Source organism: Buttiauxella gaviniae ATCC 51604, from assembly GCF_001654835.1.
Lineage (GTDB): Bacteria > Pseudomonadota > Gammaproteobacteria > Enterobacterales > Enterobacteriaceae > Buttiauxella > Buttiauxella gaviniae.
Genome location: NZ_LXEP01000007.1, coordinates 20212 through 39470, shown reverse-complemented (window position 1 = coordinate 39470; position 19259 = coordinate 20212). Strand labels below are relative to the sequence as shown.

The 19259-nt window shown below is 48.2% G+C and carries 17 protein-coding genes; 8 read left to right on the top strand and 9 right to left on the bottom strand.

From position 1 onward, the window contains the following. Position 1: 1 nt before the first annotated feature. The 6 genes from M977_RS04360 to M977_RS04335 all read right to left on the bottom strand — a co-directional run bounded on the left by M977_RS04360 (position 2) and on the right by M977_RS04335 (position 8095). Positions 2-1810: an extracellular solute-binding protein gene (locus M977_RS04360; protein WP_064512551.1), complete on the bottom strand. Its 1809-nt coding sequence runs from the start codon at positions 1808-1810 to the stop codon at positions 2-4. Between the two features lie 156 nt (positions 1811-1966). Continuing rightward, entirely contained in the window at positions 1967-3544 is a 1578-nt protein-coding gene (locus tag M977_RS04355; protein WP_083962903.1) for a cyclic di-GMP phosphodiesterase, read from the bottom strand. A 236-nt stretch (positions 3545-3780) separates the two neighbouring features. Next, entirely contained in the window at positions 3781-4347 is a 567-nt protein-coding gene (mepS, locus tag M977_RS04350; RefSeq protein ID WP_034458689.1) for a bifunctional murein DD-endopeptidase/murein LD-carboxypeptidase, read from the bottom strand. A gap of 421 nt (positions 4348-4768) precedes the next feature. Beyond that, positions 4769-5476, bottom strand: a complete 708-nt coding sequence (locus tag M977_RS04345; protein WP_064512550.1) for a phosphatase PAP2 family protein — start codon at positions 5474-5476, stop codon at positions 4769-4771. A 41-nt stretch (positions 5477-5517) separates the two neighbouring features. Continuing rightward, the gene (locus M977_RS04340; protein ID WP_064512549.1) at positions 5518-6498 is read right to left on the bottom strand and encodes a CobW family GTP-binding protein; all 981 of its coding nucleotides are present in this window, start codon (positions 6496-6498) and stop codon (positions 5518-5520) included. Positions 6499-6631: 133 nt separating this feature from the next. Continuing rightward, positions 6632-8095 (bottom strand): mannitol dehydrogenase family protein, encoded by a 1464-nt coding sequence (locus tag M977_RS04335; protein WP_064512547.1) that lies wholly within the window; start codon positions 8093-8095, stop codon positions 6632-6634. 211 nt (positions 8096-8306) lie between these two features. Here M977_RS04335 and uxuA point away from each other — a divergent pair, with 211 nt between their 5' ends. After that, positions 8307-9500 (top strand): mannonate dehydratase, encoded by a 1194-nt coding sequence (gene uxuA / locus M977_RS04330; RefSeq protein WP_064512545.1) that lies wholly within the window; start codon positions 8307-8309, stop codon positions 9498-9500. Positions 9501-9577: 77 nt separating this feature from the next. On the opposite strand, the gene M977_RS04325 is transcribed toward uxuA, so the two are convergent. Further along, positions 9578-10000 carry a DUF2000 domain-containing protein gene (locus M977_RS04325; RefSeq protein ID WP_064512544.1) on the bottom strand — a complete coding sequence of 141 codons (423 nt, stop codon included), beginning with the start codon at positions 9998-10000 and terminating at the stop codon, positions 9578-9580. A 164-nt stretch (positions 10001-10164) separates the two neighbouring features. On the opposite strand from M977_RS04325, the gene M977_RS04320 reads away from it, so the two are divergent. Beyond that, positions 10165-10629: an Lrp/AsnC family transcriptional regulator gene (locus M977_RS04320; protein WP_064512542.1), complete on the top strand. Its 465-nt coding sequence runs from the start codon at positions 10165-10167 to the stop codon at positions 10627-10629. 75 nt (positions 10630-10704) lie between these two features. Here M977_RS04320 and yeiP read toward each other — a convergent pair whose 3' ends face one another. Further along, positions 10705-11277 (bottom strand): elongation factor P-like protein YeiP, encoded by a 573-nt coding sequence (gene yeiP / locus M977_RS04315; RefSeq protein ID WP_064512540.1) that lies wholly within the window; start codon positions 11275-11277, stop codon positions 10705-10707. 167 nt (positions 11278-11444) lie between these two features. Between yeiP and M977_RS24215 the strand changes: the two genes are divergently transcribed. Beyond that, entirely contained in the window at positions 11445-11699 is a 255-nt protein-coding gene (locus tag M977_RS24215) for a YkgJ family cysteine cluster protein (RefSeq protein ID WP_074391982.1), read from the top strand. Here M977_RS24215 and setB read toward each other — a convergent pair. Next, positions 11696-12877 carry a sugar efflux transporter SetB gene (gene setB, locus M977_RS04310; RefSeq protein ID WP_064512539.1) on the bottom strand — a complete coding sequence of 394 codons (1182 nt, stop codon included), beginning with the start codon at positions 12875-12877 and terminating at the stop codon, positions 11696-11698. The genes M977_RS24215 and setB overlap by 4 nt on opposite strands. A gap of 371 nt (positions 12878-13248) precedes the next feature. Between setB and fruB the strand changes: the two genes are divergently transcribed. From fruB to M977_RS04285, 5 genes are all read left to right on the top strand, one after another. Then, positions 13249-14382 carry a fused PTS fructose transporter subunit IIA/HPr protein gene (gene fruB, locus M977_RS04305; RefSeq protein WP_064512536.1) on the top strand — a complete coding sequence of 378 codons (1134 nt, stop codon included), beginning with the start codon at positions 13249-13251 and terminating at the stop codon, positions 14380-14382. Next, a complete protein-coding gene (fruK, locus tag M977_RS04300; RefSeq protein WP_064512533.1) occupies positions 14379-15317 on the top strand; it encodes a 1-phosphofructokinase in 939 nt (312 codons plus the stop codon). Before fruB ends, fruK begins: the two co-directional genes overlap by 4 nt. Positions 15318-15333: 16 nt before the next feature. Then, positions 15334-17025, top strand: coding sequence for a PTS fructose transporter subunit IIBC (gene fruA / locus M977_RS04295; RefSeq protein WP_064512531.1), 1692 nt, complete (start codon positions 15334-15336; stop codon positions 17023-17025). Between the two features lie 285 nt (positions 17026-17310). After that, positions 17311-18252 carry a pseudouridine kinase gene (locus M977_RS04290; RefSeq protein WP_064512529.1) on the top strand — a complete coding sequence of 314 codons (942 nt, stop codon included), beginning with the start codon at positions 17311-17313 and terminating at the stop codon, positions 18250-18252. Beyond that, positions 18240-19175 (top strand): pseudouridine-5'-phosphate glycosidase, encoded by a 936-nt coding sequence (locus tag M977_RS04285; RefSeq protein WP_064512528.1) that lies wholly within the window; start codon positions 18240-18242, stop codon positions 19173-19175. Before M977_RS04290 ends, M977_RS04285 begins: the two co-directional genes overlap by 13 nt. The last annotated feature ends 84 nt before the right edge of the window (positions 19176-19259 follow it).

Here is a 19259-nt window from a genome sequence, read left to right as displayed (position 1 = left end):
CTTAACGCCTGTTAGCTGGTAATTGTGCGGCTTTATTGACGTCGTACCACCAGGTATCAAACCCGGTTGCGTATAACGGATGAATAGCCGGCTTTGAAAACTTGTTCCACCATGCGAAACGATCTGCGGCCATGTACCACATCGGGATCATGTAGTAATTCCATGTCAGTACACGATCCAGAGCCCGGCCTAAGGGAAGCAGTTTTTGTTTATCGCCTTGATTAGCCACAATCTGAGAAATCAGTTCGTCAACCACCGGGCTTTTCACTCCGGGGGAGTTATATGTGGAATCAACATATTCTGAAGCCCATGCGATTTGCACGTCAGCGCTGGGATATGACATGGCGCTGTAAAGCGTTGATATCATATCGTAGTCCCGCTTGCGCATGCGGTTGGTGAGTTGCGAGTTGTCGACCTGGCGAATCTCCATCGTGATCCCCAGCCGTTGTAAATTATGCTGGAATGGCAAAACCCATTGTGTGTTACCGGTAGCCCCTATTAGCAATTCGAAGGTGAAGGGTTTACCTGTTTTAACATTGATGAGCTTCTGGTCTTTCAGCTCCCATCCAGCCTCTTTTAACAACGTCATGGCTTTGAGCAGGTTTTCTCGGTCAAAACCATTGCCGTTCGATTTTGGCGGGTTATAGATGCTGGTGAACACTTCTGGCGGTAAATCCTTTTTCATGGGTGCCAGCAGGATGAGTTCATCTGCATGTGGATAATCACGAGCGGCATATTCCGTATTCTGGAAATAACTGTTTGCCCGGCTGTAAGCACCATAGAAAAGCGCTTTGTTCATCCATTCAAAATCAAAGGCCAGGCCAATCGCTTCGCGCACTTTCCGGTCTTCAAAAATTGGGCGCTGAATGTTAAATGCCAGCCAGCGTGCATCCTGCGCTGCATCGTTGGGTTGTTCTTCTTTTACGATGAAATGGTTAGCAAAATTCTTTCCTGTGTAGCGCGTGGCCCAGTTTTTGGCTGAAACTTCGTTACGAAAATCGAACGCACCGGCTTTGAAAGCTTCGAAAGCGACGTTGTCGTCGAGGTAATAGTCGTACCGAATAGAGTCAAAATTCCAGCGCCCCCGGTTAACTGGCAAATTGGCAGCCCAGTAATCCCTGACACGTGAGTAGGTGATGTATTGCCCCATGCGCCAGGCCGTTATTTTGTAAGGGCCACTTGCCAGAGGGGGAGCAGACAGAGGATCGCTGAGTTTATGATTCTTCCAGAATTTTTCAGGGAACACGGGTAGTGAGAACAAACCTAACATTCGTTCTTTACTGGGTGTTGCTAGTTCAATGCGTATCGTTAAAGGGGCAATAGATCTCACTTTTGCGCCCTTATAAACCAGACGAAATTGCGGTACGCCTTCGGTCATAAATTTATTGAAGGTAAAGGCCACATCGCTGGCTTTTATGGGCGTCCCATCATGAAAACGCGCCTGCGGATTAATTTCGATTTCAGCCCATGCAAAGTTATCTGGGTAGCGCGCCATCTCAGCGACCAGCGGGTAGTAGCTTCCCGGCTCATCATCCGAGTTGGTAAAAAGCGTGTCATATAGGGTTTCGGTGCTTACACCAGGATTGCCGCGCAGAGCATAGCGGTTGAAGTTATCAAAGGTGCCAATGGCTGATAGCGTTATATCCCCGCCTTTCGGAGCCGCAGGGTTAACATAATCAAAATGAGTGAAATTGATGGCGTATTTAGGTTCCCCTAAAACGGCAAAGGAGTAGCTTTCCTTGATGTTTTCAGCAAGGCCTGGGGCTGCAATCAGGCAAAGGCTCAGCAGGGTGAGAATGCGGGCAAACATCGTATAGATCAATCCTTGTTGGGGAGGAGCTTACCTAATTGTTTCATCCCGAAACAATATCAGTGTCCAGGCAACGCCCCGCCGCGTTATAACGCCATGATGATAAATCATAAGTTATAGCTGCCATACTTCAAGCAGCATTGGTGTTCGCTGGGATCAAGCAAGCTCATCGTAGGTTTTTTGCTGACCGCCCCATGACTGCAATTGCTCAAGAGTGAGTGGGCGGGCGAAATAGTAACCTTGTAAATAATTTACCCCTCGGTCAATTAACCATTTGGCTTGCTCAGGTGTTTCCACACCTTCTGCAACCGTCGTCATGCTTAGCTTGCGGGCAAGGGTTAATACGGCGTCAAGTACTGGGGATGTTACAGTTTCTAAACCTATAGAATTAACAAAGCCACGATCGATCTTCAGATAATCCAGCTTAAAGCGTTCCAGATAGATAAGTGCGCTGTGCCCGGTGCCAAAATCATCGACTGCAGTTTGAAATCCTTGCTCATTCATCCAGGTAAACAGGCAGCTGGCTTCATTTTCTTTCACCATATCTCGTTCAGTGATTTCGAAAATTAACTGGAAATGATGAGGGGGCAATGAGGCGGCAAAGGCTTGAATATCTTCTTTAAAGGTTGGTGAATGTAAATGGCTAGGAGCCAGATTAACGCCGAGGCGCGCACCAGCCGGTAAGATATGCTGGAGCTTTTTGGCATCGCGTGCAATCAAGTCAAACAAATGGCGGGTGAGGGGAACGATCAATTGCTGTGCTTCGGCGAACGCGATAAACGCATCGGGAGGAATAGGCCCTGCAATTGGGTGGTTCCAGCGCATCAATACTTCTACGCCTGACATTTTTAATTCTTTGGCATCAACTACCGGTTGATACACAACATAAAATTGCCCGCGTTTAATCCCCATCAAAATCTCTTTACCGGAACGAAGGCGCACCGTCAGGAAGTAGGCACATAACGCACCACCGAGTATGCCGAATATGAGCCCGGTCAGAATCGAGATTTGAATATCTTCTACAGGCCAGGTTTTGCCATACAACGCTATCTTGATGGGAAAATCTTCCATGGATATTACGCGCGTAGGATGCTTCGGGAGGTTCGCAGCATTCATCACATTGCTGGATATTGTGGTTAGCGCTTTATCGCCAGCGATGATCGCCATCGACACCATATCGCTCTGGCGAGTAGTGAATAATAGATACGGTGTAAGATTTACGTTCAGGGTGGCGAAAACCCCACGCCCCTCAATTACCGGATTTTTAAACCATGCGGCAATAGTCGGCTTACCGGGCATCATTGGGGTACCGAGCATGATAACCAAATCGATATTTTTATTGATATCGATATCCGGGGAGAGCTGGCTCATCTCCATCAACATGCTGCCCGTAGCCGAAGAACAGTAGGCGTTGCCGTTACGAACTAAAACAAAGGCGCGAACGTTGGCGTTAAAGGCTGCGCGCGAAGTCAATTCGCCGGAGACTTGATGGCAGTCTGAAAGAGTTAATGGTTGAATGCCGCTGATGGTCGACTGGAGGTCCTGGAAAAAGATGCTGAGATATTCACGCATATCTTCAGTAAGTGTGTCGTAGCTGGCTTCACGCTTGCTGTGCAATGTCAGGCTAGTTATTCCGCCAATCAATAGCGCGGCAAGCACGCCGGCCAAAATACTGAAGGCGGCTATTTGCCGGACAGAGGTAAAGTAACGTGAGAAAATATTTTTAGAAAACATGTATGAATGGTTCCTGCAGGCGCAAGAGACTGATTGTTTATTTGCGTTTTTTTGGACTATAACGCAAAAACGATCGATACGTCATAAAGTTTCGAACGAAAACTATCATCATTTTAGAATTATTTAACTGGATGAATTTTAGGCAATAAAAAACGCTGCATAAGCAGCGTTCTTTTGTCTCGTCATATTGTTGTCTTGCAGAACAGCCAAGGGAGTAACCGTCTGCAAGGTGCGCATTAACTGCGGCTCAATACACGTCGCGCTTCGTTGTAACGCTTTTTCCAGTAAGGCTCATCCATGCTCGAAATCGTCACACCACTGCTGGTGGAAGCATGTACAAACTGGTTGTTACCGATATAGATTCCAACATGTCGACCCGTTGAACCCGCACGGAACAGAACTAAATCGCCAGTACGTAATTTGCTACGCGAAATCGATTTACCTGAATCCTGCTGTTCAGAAGTTGAACGAGGCAACTCTAAACCAAATTGTTCACGGAATGTGCGCTGCACGAATGCAGAACAATCAATGCCGCTTCTATTACTACCACCGAGGCGATAACGAACGCCTTTCCAACTTGCATATTGATCCATAAGACGTGATTTCACATCTACATTACGGACCATCTCTTCGAATTCATCCTGAGAAGCTTGCAGTAAAAAACCATCTTTATTGCCGACTGCATGCGTCTCAGAATGCATATTTGCGGTGTTTGTCGAACTACATGCTGACAGCATTACTGCTACAGCAACGGCGGGAATTACCCGCAAGATATATCTCAAAATAGGCTGAGACTTGACCATTATGTTTGTTATCCCTTGATGTCCTTTACGATAAATATCGTTATACAAAATACCAACGTGACGAGACTAATTACCTGCGCGCCCTGAGACAAACGTTAATGAACAAAACTGTGGCTTGTCGCACAAAATTATTCACATAACAAATGAATTGGGCATCAGCGCAAAACGTATTCGAGGTTACCTCATCAAATCAGGCATGGCGAGCGGTTTTCTCTGAAATTTTATAAGAAATTGTGATGTTAAAAGGTAAAAAGTAATATTGCATAGTTGTTAACCAGAACTGTTGCTTATCTGTGCAGGTACTTCATTTGTCTGATGAAGATGACAGGTTAAATATTACACGCCCCATGCGGGTGTCTAAAAAATAGACAGCAATCATTTCTGGTTTCTGATGATTGCTGAAAATAATGTTTATTTGGTGTTATTGAATTGTTCTTTTTTTGCAAGGTAAATAACGATCCAGAAGATTAATTAACCCATCGCTTAATGGGGTTAATAGAACCCAGGGCAACCCAACGAGAGCAATAGATAACGAGCCGACGAAGATATCAGTGAACCAATGTGCGCCAATCATCATGCGTGGCATGATGAAAATCAGGAAAATAATTACAGCAATAGCAAACGCTTTTTTGCCGAAATATCGCAGCATGAAACCGGTGAAAATCAGCAGCATTAATCCATGATCACCAGGGAAACTGTCCTTAGAGGCGTCTTTAGTCGGGAAATGCAGCAATTCGCTGACACGGTAAATATCCGTGAAATAGAGCGTTGGGCTGACGTGAGATTCGGGAATCAAATGGCCAAGTTGATTGATAATGATTGCGCAAAATAACATCACAATACCCATGATGAACATGCGTCGGCGGCCTGTTGCTGACTCTTTGCGCCAGTAACAGAAAAACAGTGAACCCATCGCTAATAGCGAAATGCCATCGAACACCCGATTATTGGTCACGGCAACAAACACCAGGAAGGCGTGACTCTTAACCAACTCGCGGTTAAAAAAATGGAAGATCCCGGAGTCCAGGTTAAACCAAAAACCATGCCCCTCGGGCAGGTACCAACTAAAAAATAGAACTAATCCAAGTGCATTGAGCACAAGGATGAGAGGTAATCGAATATTATTCATACGAAATCATTAGATATTTTAACAAAGACGAAAGGGTAGGCTCACAAACTTAAACGTAGCTTCAACAATGAAGTTTGTAGCGCATTCCAGTCAACGTCACCGCTATGTATTAACTCTATGCGGCTGTCAGGTGGTGCGGCATTTTGCGTTTCAATATGGAAATCAAGGCCCTGACGGTTGATTCGAACCAAACCTTCCGCAATACGCAGTACACCTTTGACGCGGTCGACAGGAGCAAGTCTAGCCCATTCAAGAAGCCCTACTGTGTCAAATAGTGTGTCGGCATCAAAAATCCATCCGCAACCCACGTAGCCCTGGCCACTGTTGATGCTGCGCCGCCAGCGTTGATGTTCAGGCAAACTTAATGCCGCTAACCCACGTTTTGCTGCATGGCTGTGGTTATGATCCGGACTGGATGGCACCTCGCGCAGGTTTTGGCGTGGTTTATCAAGAAGGCTAATATCGATATGACCATTTTGTGCGGTAATCATTTCCCGCCCAGCCCCCTCACGCAGCCACCACTCGTTAAGAGCCGCGCGGCTTTCATCGCTGGCACGGTCTTCTTTATTTGCAATGACGATATCAGCGGCGGCGAGTTGATCGCGGAAATTGTCATTATTGACTGCCCGCTCATCAAGCAACTGACGTGGGTCAAGCAGACACAGAGTAGCGTTGAGTTCGATCCAGGGTTGGTAAACTTCGGCGGTCAACATATCGAGGATTTGTTTTGGGTGACCAAGCCCGGTCGGTTCAATGAGCAGACGGTCAGGTTTGCCCTGGCGAAGCAAAGTATTGAGCCCTACCTGCATCGGTAGTCCATTTACACAACACATACAGCCGCCGGGGATTTCTTTCAGCAAAGCACCGCTGTCGGCTAATAACGCGCCGTCGATTCCGACTTCACCGAATTCGTTGACCAGCACAGCCCATTTTTCATGCTCGGGCTTATTGGCAAGTAAATGCAGAATGGTGGTGGTTTTACCGCTACCGAGGAAACCGGTAATCAGGTTGGTTTTAGTCACAAGTGCTCCGGACAGGTTGAGTGAACCTTACGTGATGTTCAATTATCACTATCCTGAACAACAATTACCAAAAAATGAAGCCCGGACGGCTCCACATCCTTGTGAAGCGGGCTTAAAGGCATTGATTGTTAAATTAATCGATAAGGTTTGCGACCGTTGCTCGCGCACCTTTGCTGCATAACTCATTCCATGCAGCGGTAATACGCGCGACGAATTGTTCATCAGCAGGTAGGTCACTGCCAAAGATTTCATGCAGGCTGAGTAGGGCATTAACGCGTTCATTAACAGAGCTGTTTGCGACCAGCGTTTTAATTTTTTCAGCTAATGGATCGCGAATATCAATTTCGTTGCCCGCGTCGTCAATACCGCTGACATAGCGCATCCAGGCGGCAACTCCTAATGCCAGGCATGGCCACTCATCGGCTTGTTGCAGATGCCAGCGAATACTCTCAAGCATCCGTTGTGGCAGTTTCTGGCTACCGTCCATCGCAATTTGCCATGTGCGGTGCTTCAGCGCCGGGTTGTCAAAACGCTCGAGCAGGTTATGGGCATACTGCTGTAGATTTACGCCCGTAACGCGCAGTGTTGGCGCTTGTTCTTGCATCATTAAACGATGCGCCGCCTTGCGGAAATTCTCATCTGCCATGCAATCATTAATATGCTGATAGCCGGCGAGGTAGCCGAGATAAGCAAGGAAGGAGTGGCTGCCGTTCAACATGCGTAACTTCATTTGTTCCCATGGCATCACGTCGTCCACCATTTCGACGCCAACTTCTTCCCATGCCGGACGGCCTGCAACAAAGTTATCTTCAATGACCCACTGGATAAACGGCTCGCCAGCAATGGCGCAGGGATCTTCTACGCCCAGCGTATCAGTAATTTCCTGCAATGACTCAGGTGTGGCCGCAGGAACAATTCGGTCAACCATGGTGCTAGGGAAGGTGACATGCTCGCGAATCCAGTCCGCTAATTCCTGGCTACGAGTTTCCGCCATGCCAATTACCGCATTGCGTACGACATGGCCGTTGTCGGGAATGTTGTCGCAAGAAAGTACGGTAAATGGGCGCAGTCCACGTTCGCGGCGACGATTAAGTGCCTCCACCAAAATGCCCGGAGCCGAATGCGGTTCTTCAGGGTTTTGCAGGTCGTGAATAATACGCTCGTTACTGCTATCCAGTTTCCCGGTCGCCGGGTCGATGCAATAGCCCTTTTCAGTCACAGTAAGGGAGACAATCGCAACTTGTGGCTCGCAGAACTTTTCAATAATGGTATCCAATCCATCGAGTTTTGCATTCAGGCATTCGTTAACCGCGCCGACAATAATCGCCTGATTACCTTCACGACCTTTTTCCAATACGGTATACAAATGGTCCTGTGCACGCAGCGCACTCATTAGTTTATCGCCGCTAAACAGACTAATTTCACAAATGCCCCAGTCTCCCCCCAATTTATTGAGTACCCGGTCGGTCAGCAGCGCCTGGTGTGCGCGGTGAAACGCACCAAAACCAAAGTGGACGATGCGAGTTTTTAACGCCCGGCGGTCATAATTAGGCTGTTGAATATCGGCAGGTAACGTGACTGAAGCAATTGTGTTCATAAAATGCAAATCCTGGTTAACTAATTGGTAACATGGCTCAGTCTAAAGTTATATGACAGCAAATTAAATTGGTCTGCTGTCTTTATCCCTTTAATGTGAGCTGGATCAACCAATATCATTGCAAAATTTGACCGTAAGCGAGAATCCGGTATGGTAGTAGTCAATGCAGCATTCTAGAATTGGTATGACAACTTAAACTGAGGAACTGTCGATGGAACAAACATGGCGTTGGTACGGCCCAAAAGACCCGGTATCTCTGGATGATGTGCGTCAGGCGGGCGCGACCGGTGTCGTTACTGCTTTGCATCACATCCCAAATGGTGAAGTTTGGCCGGTTGCTGACATCAAAGAGCGCCTGGCTGTATTGGCGGAAAAAGGTCTGACCTGGTCTGTAGTAGAAAGTATTCCGGTGCACGAAGAAATTAAAACTCACTCCGGCGACTTCGATAAGCATATCGCAAACTACCAGCAAAGCATTCGTAACCTGGCAGAATGTGGCATCGACACCGTGTGCTACAACTTCATGCCGATTCTGGACTGGACACGTACCGATCTGGAATATGAATTGCCAGATGGTTCACGCGCTCTGCGTTTTGACCAGATTGCTTTTGCAGCATTTGAGCTGCACATCCTCAAGCGCGAAGGCGCTGAAGCTGACTACAGCGAAGAAGAGCAGCGCCAGGCGCTGGGCTACTTCAACAATATGTCTGATGCCGAAAAAGAAAAACTGACCCGCAATATCATTGCTGGTTTACCAGGTGCGGAAGAGGGTTACACCCTTGACCAGTTCCGTGCACGTCTTGCTGAATATGACGGCATCAGTAAAGAACAGCTGCGCGAAAACATGGCGTACTTCCTGCGCGCCATTGTTGCGGTAGCGGAAGAAGTAGGTGTTCGCCTTGCAGTTCACCCGGATGATCCACCGCGTCCAATCCTGGGCCTGCCGCGTATCGTTTCTACTATTGAAGATATGCAATGGCTGAAAGAAACTGTCGACAGCATCTATAACGGCTTCACCATGTGTACCGGTTCTTACGGCGTTCGTGCCGACAACGACCTTGTTCGCATGATTGAAACCTTCGGCGATCGCATTCACTTTACCCATCTGCGCGCAACTTGCCGCGAAGATAACCCGAAAACCTTCCATGAAGGCGCGCACCTGCAAGGTGATGTGAACATGGTTGCGGTAGTGAAAGCGATTCTGACTGAAGAACAACGTCGTAAAAACGCCGGCGATCTGCGCCCGATCCCGATGCGTCCGGATCATGGCCACCAGATGCTTGACGATCTGCACAAGAAAACTAACCCAGGTTATTCAGCGATTGGTCGTTTGAAAGGTCTGGCTGAAGTTCGCGGTGTGGAACTGGCTCTGAAACAAGTTATGTTCCCTGATTTGCTGAAGTAAGCTGAACATTATTGATGTAAAAAATTGATGTAAAAAACGCGCCTCCTGGCGCGTTTTTTTATGGCTGCAACATAAGCCTATTTATACAGACCCAGGTTCCCTGTGAGCCTGGTGATTTTTTTCTTCGGCCCAATTAACCCTATTGCTACCAGCTCAATATGATTGCTGGATACAGCAGAAATACGTTCCCCATATTCATCGTATGTCTTACATGACTGCGCCAAAGCGCTGAAGGGCATCGTGTAAATCTCTTTGTCTGTTTCAGCAATGTTGAGCAGCTCCTGTATATAAGCGCCTGGTGCCAGGAGAATCGGCAAAGGGGCATAAATAACGCCAGGATAATTGACGGCATCTGCACTTTGCATGTCAGGACCCACCAGATTTTCTACCGTATGGCCGAAACTCATACTAATAACGCTGGCTGCGTTGATGGCAAGCCCAGGGCTCAGGTCTTTATCAATAATAATCGTGCTTCGATGTTGGCTGGCGTCAAACTTCATATTTTGTCCTCGCAGGGGAATCTGAAATGGCTCATGGAGTCGCTCTTTGTGAACAATATAATGCAGGAAGCTCACGGGAAATTGCTGCCTAAATAGCTTGAAAAATGGACAAAATAGGGCAGGATTGACCCATTTATTATCTAAAATTAAAAGGAACTGACCAGATGACCTTAAGCACAACAGACGTAAAGATTCTGGCTCTCTTACAAAATGATGCGCGCATGACGAACCAGTCTGTAGCCGATTCAATTGGGTTATCAGCCTCACCTTGCTGGCGAAAAATACGCAAGCTTGAAGAAGACGAAGTGATTCAGGGTTACCGCGCAGTACTTAACCGTCGCAAGATCGGCCTGGCAGTGATGGTGTTCGTTCGTGTCACCATAGACAGCCACAGTGAATCAGAAGCGAAGAAGTTTGAAGAGGAGGTCGCGGCTCTTGAGGATGTGGTTGCATGCTACAGCATCGGTGGCGATGCCGATTTCTTATTGCAAGTCGTCGCGCGCGATCTGGATTCTTATGCGGACTTTGCCATGTCAGTGGTACGTCGTTTGCCGGGGATTAAAGAAATGCAGAGTATGTTTGTGCTAAAGGAGATCAAACCTCTGGTAAGCTATCCCATTAAGAAATAGCACAAATATTTTTCCCAAAATAAAAACCCGCCGAAGCGGGTTTGGAAGTCTGTCGGTTAAACCGCAAAACACGTATTAGTCTGCACGACCCATAGAACGCTTTTCAGCGATATGGATGCGGATTTTCTCACCGGTCACCATATATTCTGGAACCTGAATGACCAGGCCAGTAGACATTGTTGCAGGCTTAGTACGGGAGCTTGCTGACGCGCCTTTAATGCCAGGTGCGGTTTCAACAATTTCCAGGTCCACAGTTTGTGGCAGTTCAAGCGCCAGCAACTGGCCATCCCAGGTCAGAACTTGCATGTCTGGCATGCCGCCTTCCGGAATGAATTGCAGCTCTTCTTCAATCTGGTCTTTGGTGAAGATATACGGCGTGTAATCTTCTTTATCCATGAACACGTATTCGTTGCCGTCAATGTAAGAGAAGTCAACGTAACGGCGGGTCAGAGTGATGGTGTCGACAATATCATCACCTTTGAAGCGCTCTTCAACTTTCTGGCCAGAACGGACATCAGAAAAACGCATTTTATAAAGCGTTGCTGCGCCACGGGCGCTAGGTGCCTGGATATCGATATCTTTAACAATCAGCAGCTTGCCGTTGTAATTAAGTACCATACCCTTTTTGATTTCATTAGCTCTTGGCATCGGTGTTTCCTGTAAAAAATTGAGGAGCGAAAATATTGCGTCAAATTACTCGGGAGGCGTCTTTCAGGCAAGCGGATTTCAATGCAGATAGTGCATAAATCTACGTAGTAAAGCCGCACTGCTACTGCTAGAGTCCTGATCCTTGTCAGCCCACTGGAGTCTTGTTGATGGACTGTCGTCCCGATTGCGGCGCGTGTTGTACCGCGCCTTCTGTATCAAGTCCTATTCCTGGCATGCCAGATGGCAAGCCCGCAGATACCCCATGTGTTCAGCTTGGCGCAGATATGCGCTGTAAAATCTTTCTTTCACCGCTAAGACCAAAGGTTTGCGCAAACTTGCAACCGTCGCGGGAAATGTGCGGTACAACGCGCAAGCAAGCCATGGATTACCTGATCTATCTGGAAGCTGCGACTGCGCCCTAGATATCTTTAATTTTCATCATGCAATAAGCGGTGATGGCTATCATTCCCAGCGCGATATAAAACACCGTGTGGTAGTTCCAGATTTCGGCGACTACGCCGGCCATCGAGCCGGCAATAATCCAACCGACACGCGTCGTATTGGTATATAGCGTGGTAGCCGCTCCCGCCTGTCCCGGCATTAAATCCTGAAAATACAACATCCCAATACCTGCCAGAATGCCGATGAAAATAGCGTTCAGCAGTTGCAGGCCCAGCAGCATGAATTCGTTATGTAACGTCAACATACCAATGTAGAACAGCAGACCTGCGACTCCCGCAATACGCATTAGAAAACGCTTACCAAAACGTTTGGCGTAATAGCCTGCGATAAGCATGGTTGGGATCTCAAGCCCGGCGGCTGTCCCCATCATCACTCCCGCCAGCTTCTCCGGCAGATGTAATTCATTAATGATGTAAAGCGGCATATTAATAATGTAGAGACTGTTACAGCCCCACATCATGGTGCAGGCGACGAATAGCAGTAGGGCATCACGGCGGTTACGGCGCGGAGCTTCAAGCGTGGTGGATTTAGTTACCACCTCTTTACGCATTGATGGCAGGAGCAGCCGTACCATCACGCTGCAAACCACAAATGCGAAGGCCGCGCTCAGATACATAGTGGTAAAACCAAAACCTAAAGCCAGCGCGTAGGCGATAGGCGGGCCAATCACCCATGCAAGGGAGACCTGCGCACGCAAAATAGAGCTGAACATCACCGCTTCACGGCCCGTACTGTCAGCGTGTTCGCGCGCCAGGGCAAACATCTGCGGGTTAGCAGTGGAACCAAAGCTGCTGAGGAAAACGCCAACAAACAGCAACACAAAATAGTTACGGTTCCACGCAAACAGCACGCAGGCTAATGCACCCAATAAGCAGCAGACAAAAATAAGCGATTTGCGATCGCCTTTCCTGTCAGAACGCCCTGCAAGAAACTGGCTGACCAAAATACCGATGATGGCGCTGCCAGTGAAAAAGAAACCCACCATCGCAGGACGAACATGGACTTCTTCCGTCAAAAACAGGCTCAGAGTTGGGGTTTGTAATGCCCCCGCAATTCCGGTTAAAAAAGCTACAATCAAAAAGGCGGAAGAAGTTAAGTCAAGGGGCTTGCGTGTTGCTGCTATGGGGGAGTTTTGCATGCTCTCAGTGTCGGCTGGTCAATGAACGCGCGGATTTTACGCGCCTTGCCTGGAAATAAACAGTTGTTCAAATCAAAAGCGACACGAAAAGTTAAAACGCTGTTCCTGGCTATGTTCAGCAAAAGCTGATGCTTATAAATTGTCTGCTGAACGTACCGTGATACTGCTCACTTTTTCGGCTCGGATGGGAGTGAAAATGTGCGTAACCTCTAAATTCTGGTAACGAAAATACAACATATCTTGCCTGAATCGCGGAGGATCTCCACACTACTTGAAACGTTTCAGCGTCGTCTTATTTAGTTTCAGGAGTGGGATGGCGCATTTTTTCTCATTGCAGCTGAATCGTTTCAATTCAGCAGGAGAGGAGAACCATGTTCCAGTTATCTGTGCAGGATATTCATCCGGGCGAAAGTGCCGGAAATAAAGAAGAAGCCATACGTCTGGTTGCCACTGCGCTCGCGCAGGCAGGGAACGTCAGTATTGGCTATGTAGAAGGTATGCTGGCTCGCGAGCTGCAAACCTCCACTTACTTAGGCAACGGTATTGCTATCCCACATGGCACTACTGATACCCGTGATCTGGTATTGAAAACCGGCGTTAAGGTGTTCCAGTTTCCACAAGGAATCGAATGGGGCGAGGGCCAGAAAGCTTACATTGTAATTGGCATTGCAGCTCGTTCTGACGAACACCTTGGTTTACTGCGTCAGCTGACACATGTGCTCAGTGATGACGAAGTTGCTGAACAACTCAAAACCGCGACTTCAGCAGAAGAGCTTCGCGCATTGCTGATGGGCGAAAAACAATCTGCATCTTTGCTGTTTGATAACTCATTATTAGCGCTGGATGTTACCGCCACCGACCTGATGACGCTTCAGGCATTAAATGCCGGGCGCATTAAACAGGCGGGTGCTGCCAACTCTGCTTTTGTAAGCCATGTAGTTTCCAGCAAACCACTCTATCTCGGGCAGGGTATCTGGCTTAACGACAGCACCGAAGGCAACCTTGCGAGTGCTGTGGCAATCAGCCGCCCAGCATCAGTTTTTGAAGCAGACGGCCAACCGGTATCGCTGTTGATGACGGTTGCAGTGGCCGACGACCAACCCTTACAAGTTCTCAATCGCCTGAGCGACATGTTGATAAACAACAATGCTGACCGTTTGCTGAACGCAGATGCACCTGGGTTGCTGATGCTGCTGACCACTGATGTCCCAACTGAACAAAATAGCCTGAGTGCTGATTTCCAGATTCGCAATGAACATGGTCTACACGCCCGTCCTGGTACGGTGCTGGTGAATACCATTAAACAATTTAATAGCGAGATTACCGTGACAAACCTTGATGGAACCGGGAAGCCAGCCAATGGTCGCAGCCTGATGAAAGTCGTCGCACTGGGCGTGAAAAAAGGCCACCACCTGCGCTTTACGGCCGTAGGTGAGGATGCTGAACTTGCACTGCAAGCCATTGGTGAAGCGGTTGCCGCCGGTCTTGGTGAGGGGGCAGCATGAGTCGTCGTGTCGCAACAATTACGTTAAACCCGGCTTACGATCTGGTCGGTTACACCCCGGAAGTTGAACGTGGTGAAGTAAACCTCGTGCGTACAACGGGTCTGCATGCCGCCGGTAAAGGGATTAACGTTGCTAAAGTTCTTAAAGACCTTGGCATCGATGTCACGGTAGGTGGATTCCTGGGTAAAGATAACCAGGATGGTTTTCAGCAACTGTTCAGCGAGTTGGGTATTGCCAACCGTTTTCAGGTGGTGCAAGGCCGTACCCGCATCAACGTAAAACTGACTGAGAAAGATGGCGAAGTGACCGACTTTAATTTCTCAGGCTTTGATGTAACTCCTGCAGATTGGGAGCGTTTTGTTGCTGATTCCCTGAGCTGGCTTGGTCAGTTTGACATGGTGTGTGTCAGTGGCAGTTTACCTGCCGGCGTTTCACCTGACGCTTTCACTGACTGGATGAAGCGTCTGCGTAGCCAGTGCCCTTGCATTATTTTCGACAGCAGCCGCGAAGCATTAGTCGCAGGTCTGAAAGCCGCACCGTGGTTGGTTAAACCAAACCGCCGCGAGCTGGAAATTTGGGCCGGTCGTAAATTACCGGAAATGAAAGACATCATTGAAGCGGCTCACGCACTGCGTGAACAGGGGATTGCTCATGTGGTGATTTCTCTGGGTGCCGAAGGTGCACTTTGGGTTAACGCATCGGGTGAGTGGATAGCGAAACCGCCAGTATGCGAAGTCGTCAGTACCGTTGGTGCGGGGGATTCTATGGTCGGCGGGCTTATCTACGGCCTGTTAATGCGTGAATCTAGCGAACATACCCTGCGTTTAGCGACGGCAGTGGCTGCGCTGGCTGTAAGTCAGAGCAATGTCGGAATTACAGATCGTACTCAACTGGCGGCTATGATGGCCCGTGTTGATCTGAAACCATTTAACTGACAGCAGGAGAGGAACTATGAAAACGCTGCTGATTATCGAACCAGGTCTTGGGCAAGCTCGTGCGTACCTCGCGAAAACATTGCTGGGTTCAGCCGCGCAAAAAGCGCGCTTGCAGATTATCGACAATCCGAACGATGCCGAAATGGCAATCGTTGTGGGAACCGCTATTCCTGCCGATAGCTCGCTGAATGGCAAAAAGGTATATCTGGGTGATATTGACCGTGCAGTTCAGCACCCGGAACTGTTTTTAGGTGAAGCGAAAGATAAAGCGAAGCCTTATACCGCTCCAGCTAGTGCTGCACCGGTCGAGCTGGCTAAAGGGCCTAAACGCATTGTTGCAGTAACTGCTTGCCCAACGGGCGTCGCGCATACCTTTATGGCTGCTGAAGCCATTGAAACCGAGGCGAAAAAACGTGGCTGGTGGGTAAAGGTTGAAACACGCGGCTCGGTTGGAGCAGGTAATGCAATTACCCCTGAAGAAGTGGCTGAGGCCGATTTGGTCATTGTTGCGGCCGATATCGAAGTTGACCTGGCAAAATTTGCGGGCAAACCGATGTACCGCACCTCAACAGGTCTGGCACTGAAGAAAACGGCACAAGAGCTTGATAAAGCGGTTGTTGAGGCAAAGCCTTTTGCAGCGACAGGGCAGAGTGCAGCCAGCGCGAATGAAGGAAAAAAAGAGTCGGTAGGTGCTTATCGCCATCTGTTAACCGGTGTTTCCTTCATGCTACCAATGGTAGTCGCGGGCGGTCTATGTATCGCGCTGTCATTCGCTTTTGGTATCGAAGCATTTAAAGAGCCTGGTACATTGGCTGCGGCATTGATGCAAATCGGTGGTGGTTCAGCCTTTGCGCTGATGGTGCCGGTTCTGGCGGGTTACATTGCTTTTTCTATCGCTGACCGACCAGGCCTGACGCCGGGTCTTATCGGCGGTATGTTAGCCGTTAGCACCGGTTCTGGTTTTATCGGCGGGATTATTGCGGGCTTCCTCGCAGGCTACGTTGCTAAGATGATTAGCACTAAGCTGAAACTGCCACCAAGCATGGAAGCATTGAAACCAATCCTAATCATTCCACTGTTCTCAAGCCTGATTGTGGGTCTGGCGATGATTTATCTGATCGGTACGCCGGTTTCGAAAATCCTCGAAGGTCTGACTCACTGGTTGCAAACCATGGGCACCGCGAATGCGGTACTGTTGGGCGCAATCCTTGGCGGTATGATGTGTACTGATATGGGTGGGCCGGTGAACAAAGCGGCTTACGCATTTGGTGTCGGGTTACTCAGTACCCAAACTTACGCACCGATGGCCGCCATTATGGCTGCAGGTATGGTGCCACCGTTGGCGATGGGGCTGGCAACATTTATTGCGCGTCGTAAATTCGACAAAGCTCAGCAGGAAGGCGGCAAAGCAGCGATGGTTCTGGGGCTGTGCTTTATCACCGAAGGGGCTATCCCGTTTGCAGCACGTGATCCAATGCGTGTTCTTCCATGCTGTATCGTTGGTGGTGCGGTGACTGGTGCAATCTCCATGGCAGTAGGCGCTAAACTGATGGCTCCACATGGCGGCTTGTTTGTTCTGTTAATCCCAGGTGCGATTACCCCGGTTGTGGGTTACCTGATTGCGATAATTGCAGGAACATTGCTGGCGGGTCTGTCTTATGCCTTCCTGAAACGTCCGGAAGCAGAAGTTGTCGCAAAAGCTGCATAAGTAAACGAGTCTAATCGGGGCAGAGAGTTCTCTGCCCTTTTTTATGCCCATATTTTGTATCCCACGTCTCAAATCTCCCCCTGCCTTGCAAACTGTACCTACAAAAAATTGTGATTTTGTTCATATCTATTCATTTTAGATCTGGGTGATGTATTTACTTTGCTCAAAACACGCCTACTATAAACACATGTTTGAATATGAACATGTGCTCTAATAAATAAAATCATGGTGGTTTATCTACCAGGTAAACTCATTTTATGGCAGTTTATTGCCAGAGGACGAGCTATGCGTGAAAAGGAATACATAGTAATCATTGGCTCTGCCAATATGGATGTTGCCGGGTATTCAAATGCATCTTTAAATTATGCTGACTCAAATCCTGGCAAGATAAAATTCACGCCAGGCGGCGTTGGTCGAAATATTTCTCATAATTTGGCGCTTCTTGGTAAAAATACATGGTTGTTGACTGCTGTGGGTGGTGATTTTTATGGCCAGTCATTGTTGGCACAAACAAATAAATCTGGAGTGCATATTGATAAGTGTCTTGTTGTGCCAGGGGAAAATACATCAAGTTATTTATCACTTCTTGATAATACCGGTGAAATGCTAGTCGCCATTAATGACATGAGTATTACTAATCATATTTCCGCCGAATTTTTAACACAACATGCTGATTTTATTCGTAGAGCAAAAGTGATCGTCGTTGATTGTAATCTCAGCGAAGAAACACTGGTTTGGGTATTGGAACATGCACACGATGTGCCGGTGTTTGTTGACCCAGTTTCAGCCTGGAAGTGCGTCAAAATTCGCGAGCGGCTCAATCAAATTCACACACTGAAACCCAATCGACTTGAGGCGGAAACCCTCAGCGGAATTACGCTTTCCGGCCGGGACGATGTCGGAAAAGTTGCCTCCTGGTTTCATCAGCATGGCTTAAACCGTCTGGTGCTCAGTATGGGGGGAGACGGTGTTTATTACAGCGATATCAATGGGGAAAGCGGCTGGTCTGCGCCCGTTAAAACCAAAGTCATTAATGTTACCGGCGCCGGTGACGCCATGATGGCAGGGCTTGTTTCCTGCTGGATGGATGGTTTGCCATTTATAGATTCAGTTCGATTTGCGCAGGGTTGTTCATCCATGGCACTTGCCTGTGAATATACCAATAACCCTGATTTATCTGTTGCGAATGTTACATCGTTAGTGGAGAACACAGAATGTCTGAATTAAATATCTCATCCGAATTATTGCAAATTTCACCAGAAGTACAGGAAGCATTAAATAATAACAAACCGATTGTCGCACTGGAATCAACGATTATTTCTCATGGCATGCCTTTCCCTCAAAATGCACAAACAGCAATTGAAGTAGAAGAGACTATTCGTAAGCACGGAGCCGTTCCAGCCACAATCGCTATTATTGGCGGCGTAATGAAAGTCGGCTTAAGTAAAGATGAAATTGAATTATTGGGCCGTGAAGGCCATAGCGTGACAAAAGTCAGTCGCCGAGATTTACCTTTTGTTGTCGCAGCCGGGAAAAATGGTGCCACGACCGTTGCCTCCACTATGATTATTGCCGCTCTTGCCGGAATTAAAGTCTTTGCGACAGGTGGAATTGGTGGTGTACATCGTGGGGCAGAACATTCATTTGATATTTCTGCTGATTTACAAGAACTGGCAAATACTAATGTCGCGGTTGTTTGTGCAGGTGCGAAATCTATTCTCGATCTCGGGTTAACGACTGAATATTTAGAGACATTTGGTGTGCCATTAATTGGGTATCAGACCAAAGCTCTGCCAGCATTTTTCTGCCGCACCAGTTTATTTGACGTCAGTATTCGTTTGGATAGCGCGCAAGAAATAGCCCGCGCGATGGCGGTGAAATGGAAAACTGGCCTGAGCGGTGGTCTGGTTGTCGCGAATCCGATCCCAGAGCAGTTTGCGATGGCGGAAGAGAAAATTAACGCAGCAATCGACCGGGCGGTAAGGGAGGCTGAAGAGCAGGGCGTTGTAGGAAAAGAGAGTACGCCATTCCTGCTGGCACGTGTGGCGGAACTCACCGGTGGCGACAGCCTGAAATCCAACATTCAGTTGGTGTTCAACAACGCCGTACTAGCCTGCGAGATTGCCAAAGAATATCAACGGCTCGCCTGATAAAAAACCATGGGCAGAGCGGTCGCCCGCGAATATCAAACATACCAAAACCTGGCGTTAACGTCGGGTTTCCTGGCATGAAGG

Bases quoted from the DNA above. Each gene is read 5' to 3' on its own strand.
- M977_RS04360 (WP_064512551.1), bottom strand. From the start codon at position 1,810: ATGTTTGCCCGCATTCTCACCCTGCTGAGCCTTTGCCTGATTGCAGCC.
- M977_RS04355 (WP_083962903.1), bottom strand. From the start codon at position 3,544: ATGTTTTCTAAAAATATTTTCTCACGTTACTTTACCTCTGTCCGGCAA.
- mepS (WP_034458689.1), bottom strand. From the start codon at position 4,347: ATGGTCAAGTCTCAGCCTATTTTGAGATATATCTTGCGGGTAATTCCC.
- M977_RS04345 (WP_064512550.1), bottom strand. From the start codon at position 5,476: ATGAATAATATTCGATTACCTCTCATCCTTGTGCTCAATGCACTTGGA.
- M977_RS04335 (WP_064512547.1), bottom strand. From the start codon at position 8,095: ATGAACACAATTGCTTCAGTCACGTTACCTGCCGATATTCAACAGCCT.
- uxuA (WP_064512545.1), top strand. From the start codon at position 8,307: ATGGAACAAACATGGCGTTGGTACGGCCCAAAAGACCCGGTATCTCTG.
- M977_RS04325 (WP_064512544.1), bottom strand. From the start codon at position 10,000: ATGAAGTTTGACGCCAGCCAACATCGAAGCACGATTATTATTGATAAA.
- M977_RS04320 (WP_064512542.1), top strand. From the start codon at position 10,165: ATGACCTTAAGCACAACAGACGTAAAGATTCTGGCTCTCTTACAAAAT.
- yeiP (WP_064512540.1), bottom strand. From the start codon at position 11,277: ATGCCAAGAGCTAATGAAATCAAAAAGGGTATGGTACTTAATTACAAC.
- M977_RS24215 (WP_074391982.1), top strand. From the start codon at position 11,445: ATGGACTGTCGTCCCGATTGCGGCGCGTGTTGTACCGCGCCTTCTGTA.
- setB (WP_064512539.1), bottom strand. From the start codon at position 12,877: ATGCAAAACTCCCCCATAGCAGCAACACGCAAGCCCCTTGACTTAACT.
- fruB (WP_064512536.1), top strand. From the start codon at position 13,249: ATGTTCCAGTTATCTGTGCAGGATATTCATCCGGGCGAAAGTGCCGGA.
- fruK (WP_064512533.1), top strand. From the start codon at position 14,379: ATGAGTCGTCGTGTCGCAACAATTACGTTAAACCCGGCTTACGATCTG.
- fruA (WP_064512531.1), top strand. From the start codon at position 15,334: ATGAAAACGCTGCTGATTATCGAACCAGGTCTTGGGCAAGCTCGTGCG.
- M977_RS04290 (WP_064512529.1), top strand. From the start codon at position 17,311: ATGCGTGAAAAGGAATACATAGTAATCATTGGCTCTGCCAATATGGAT.
- M977_RS04285 (WP_064512528.1), top strand. From the start codon at position 18,240: ATGTCTGAATTAAATATCTCATCCGAATTATTGCAAATTTCACCAGAA.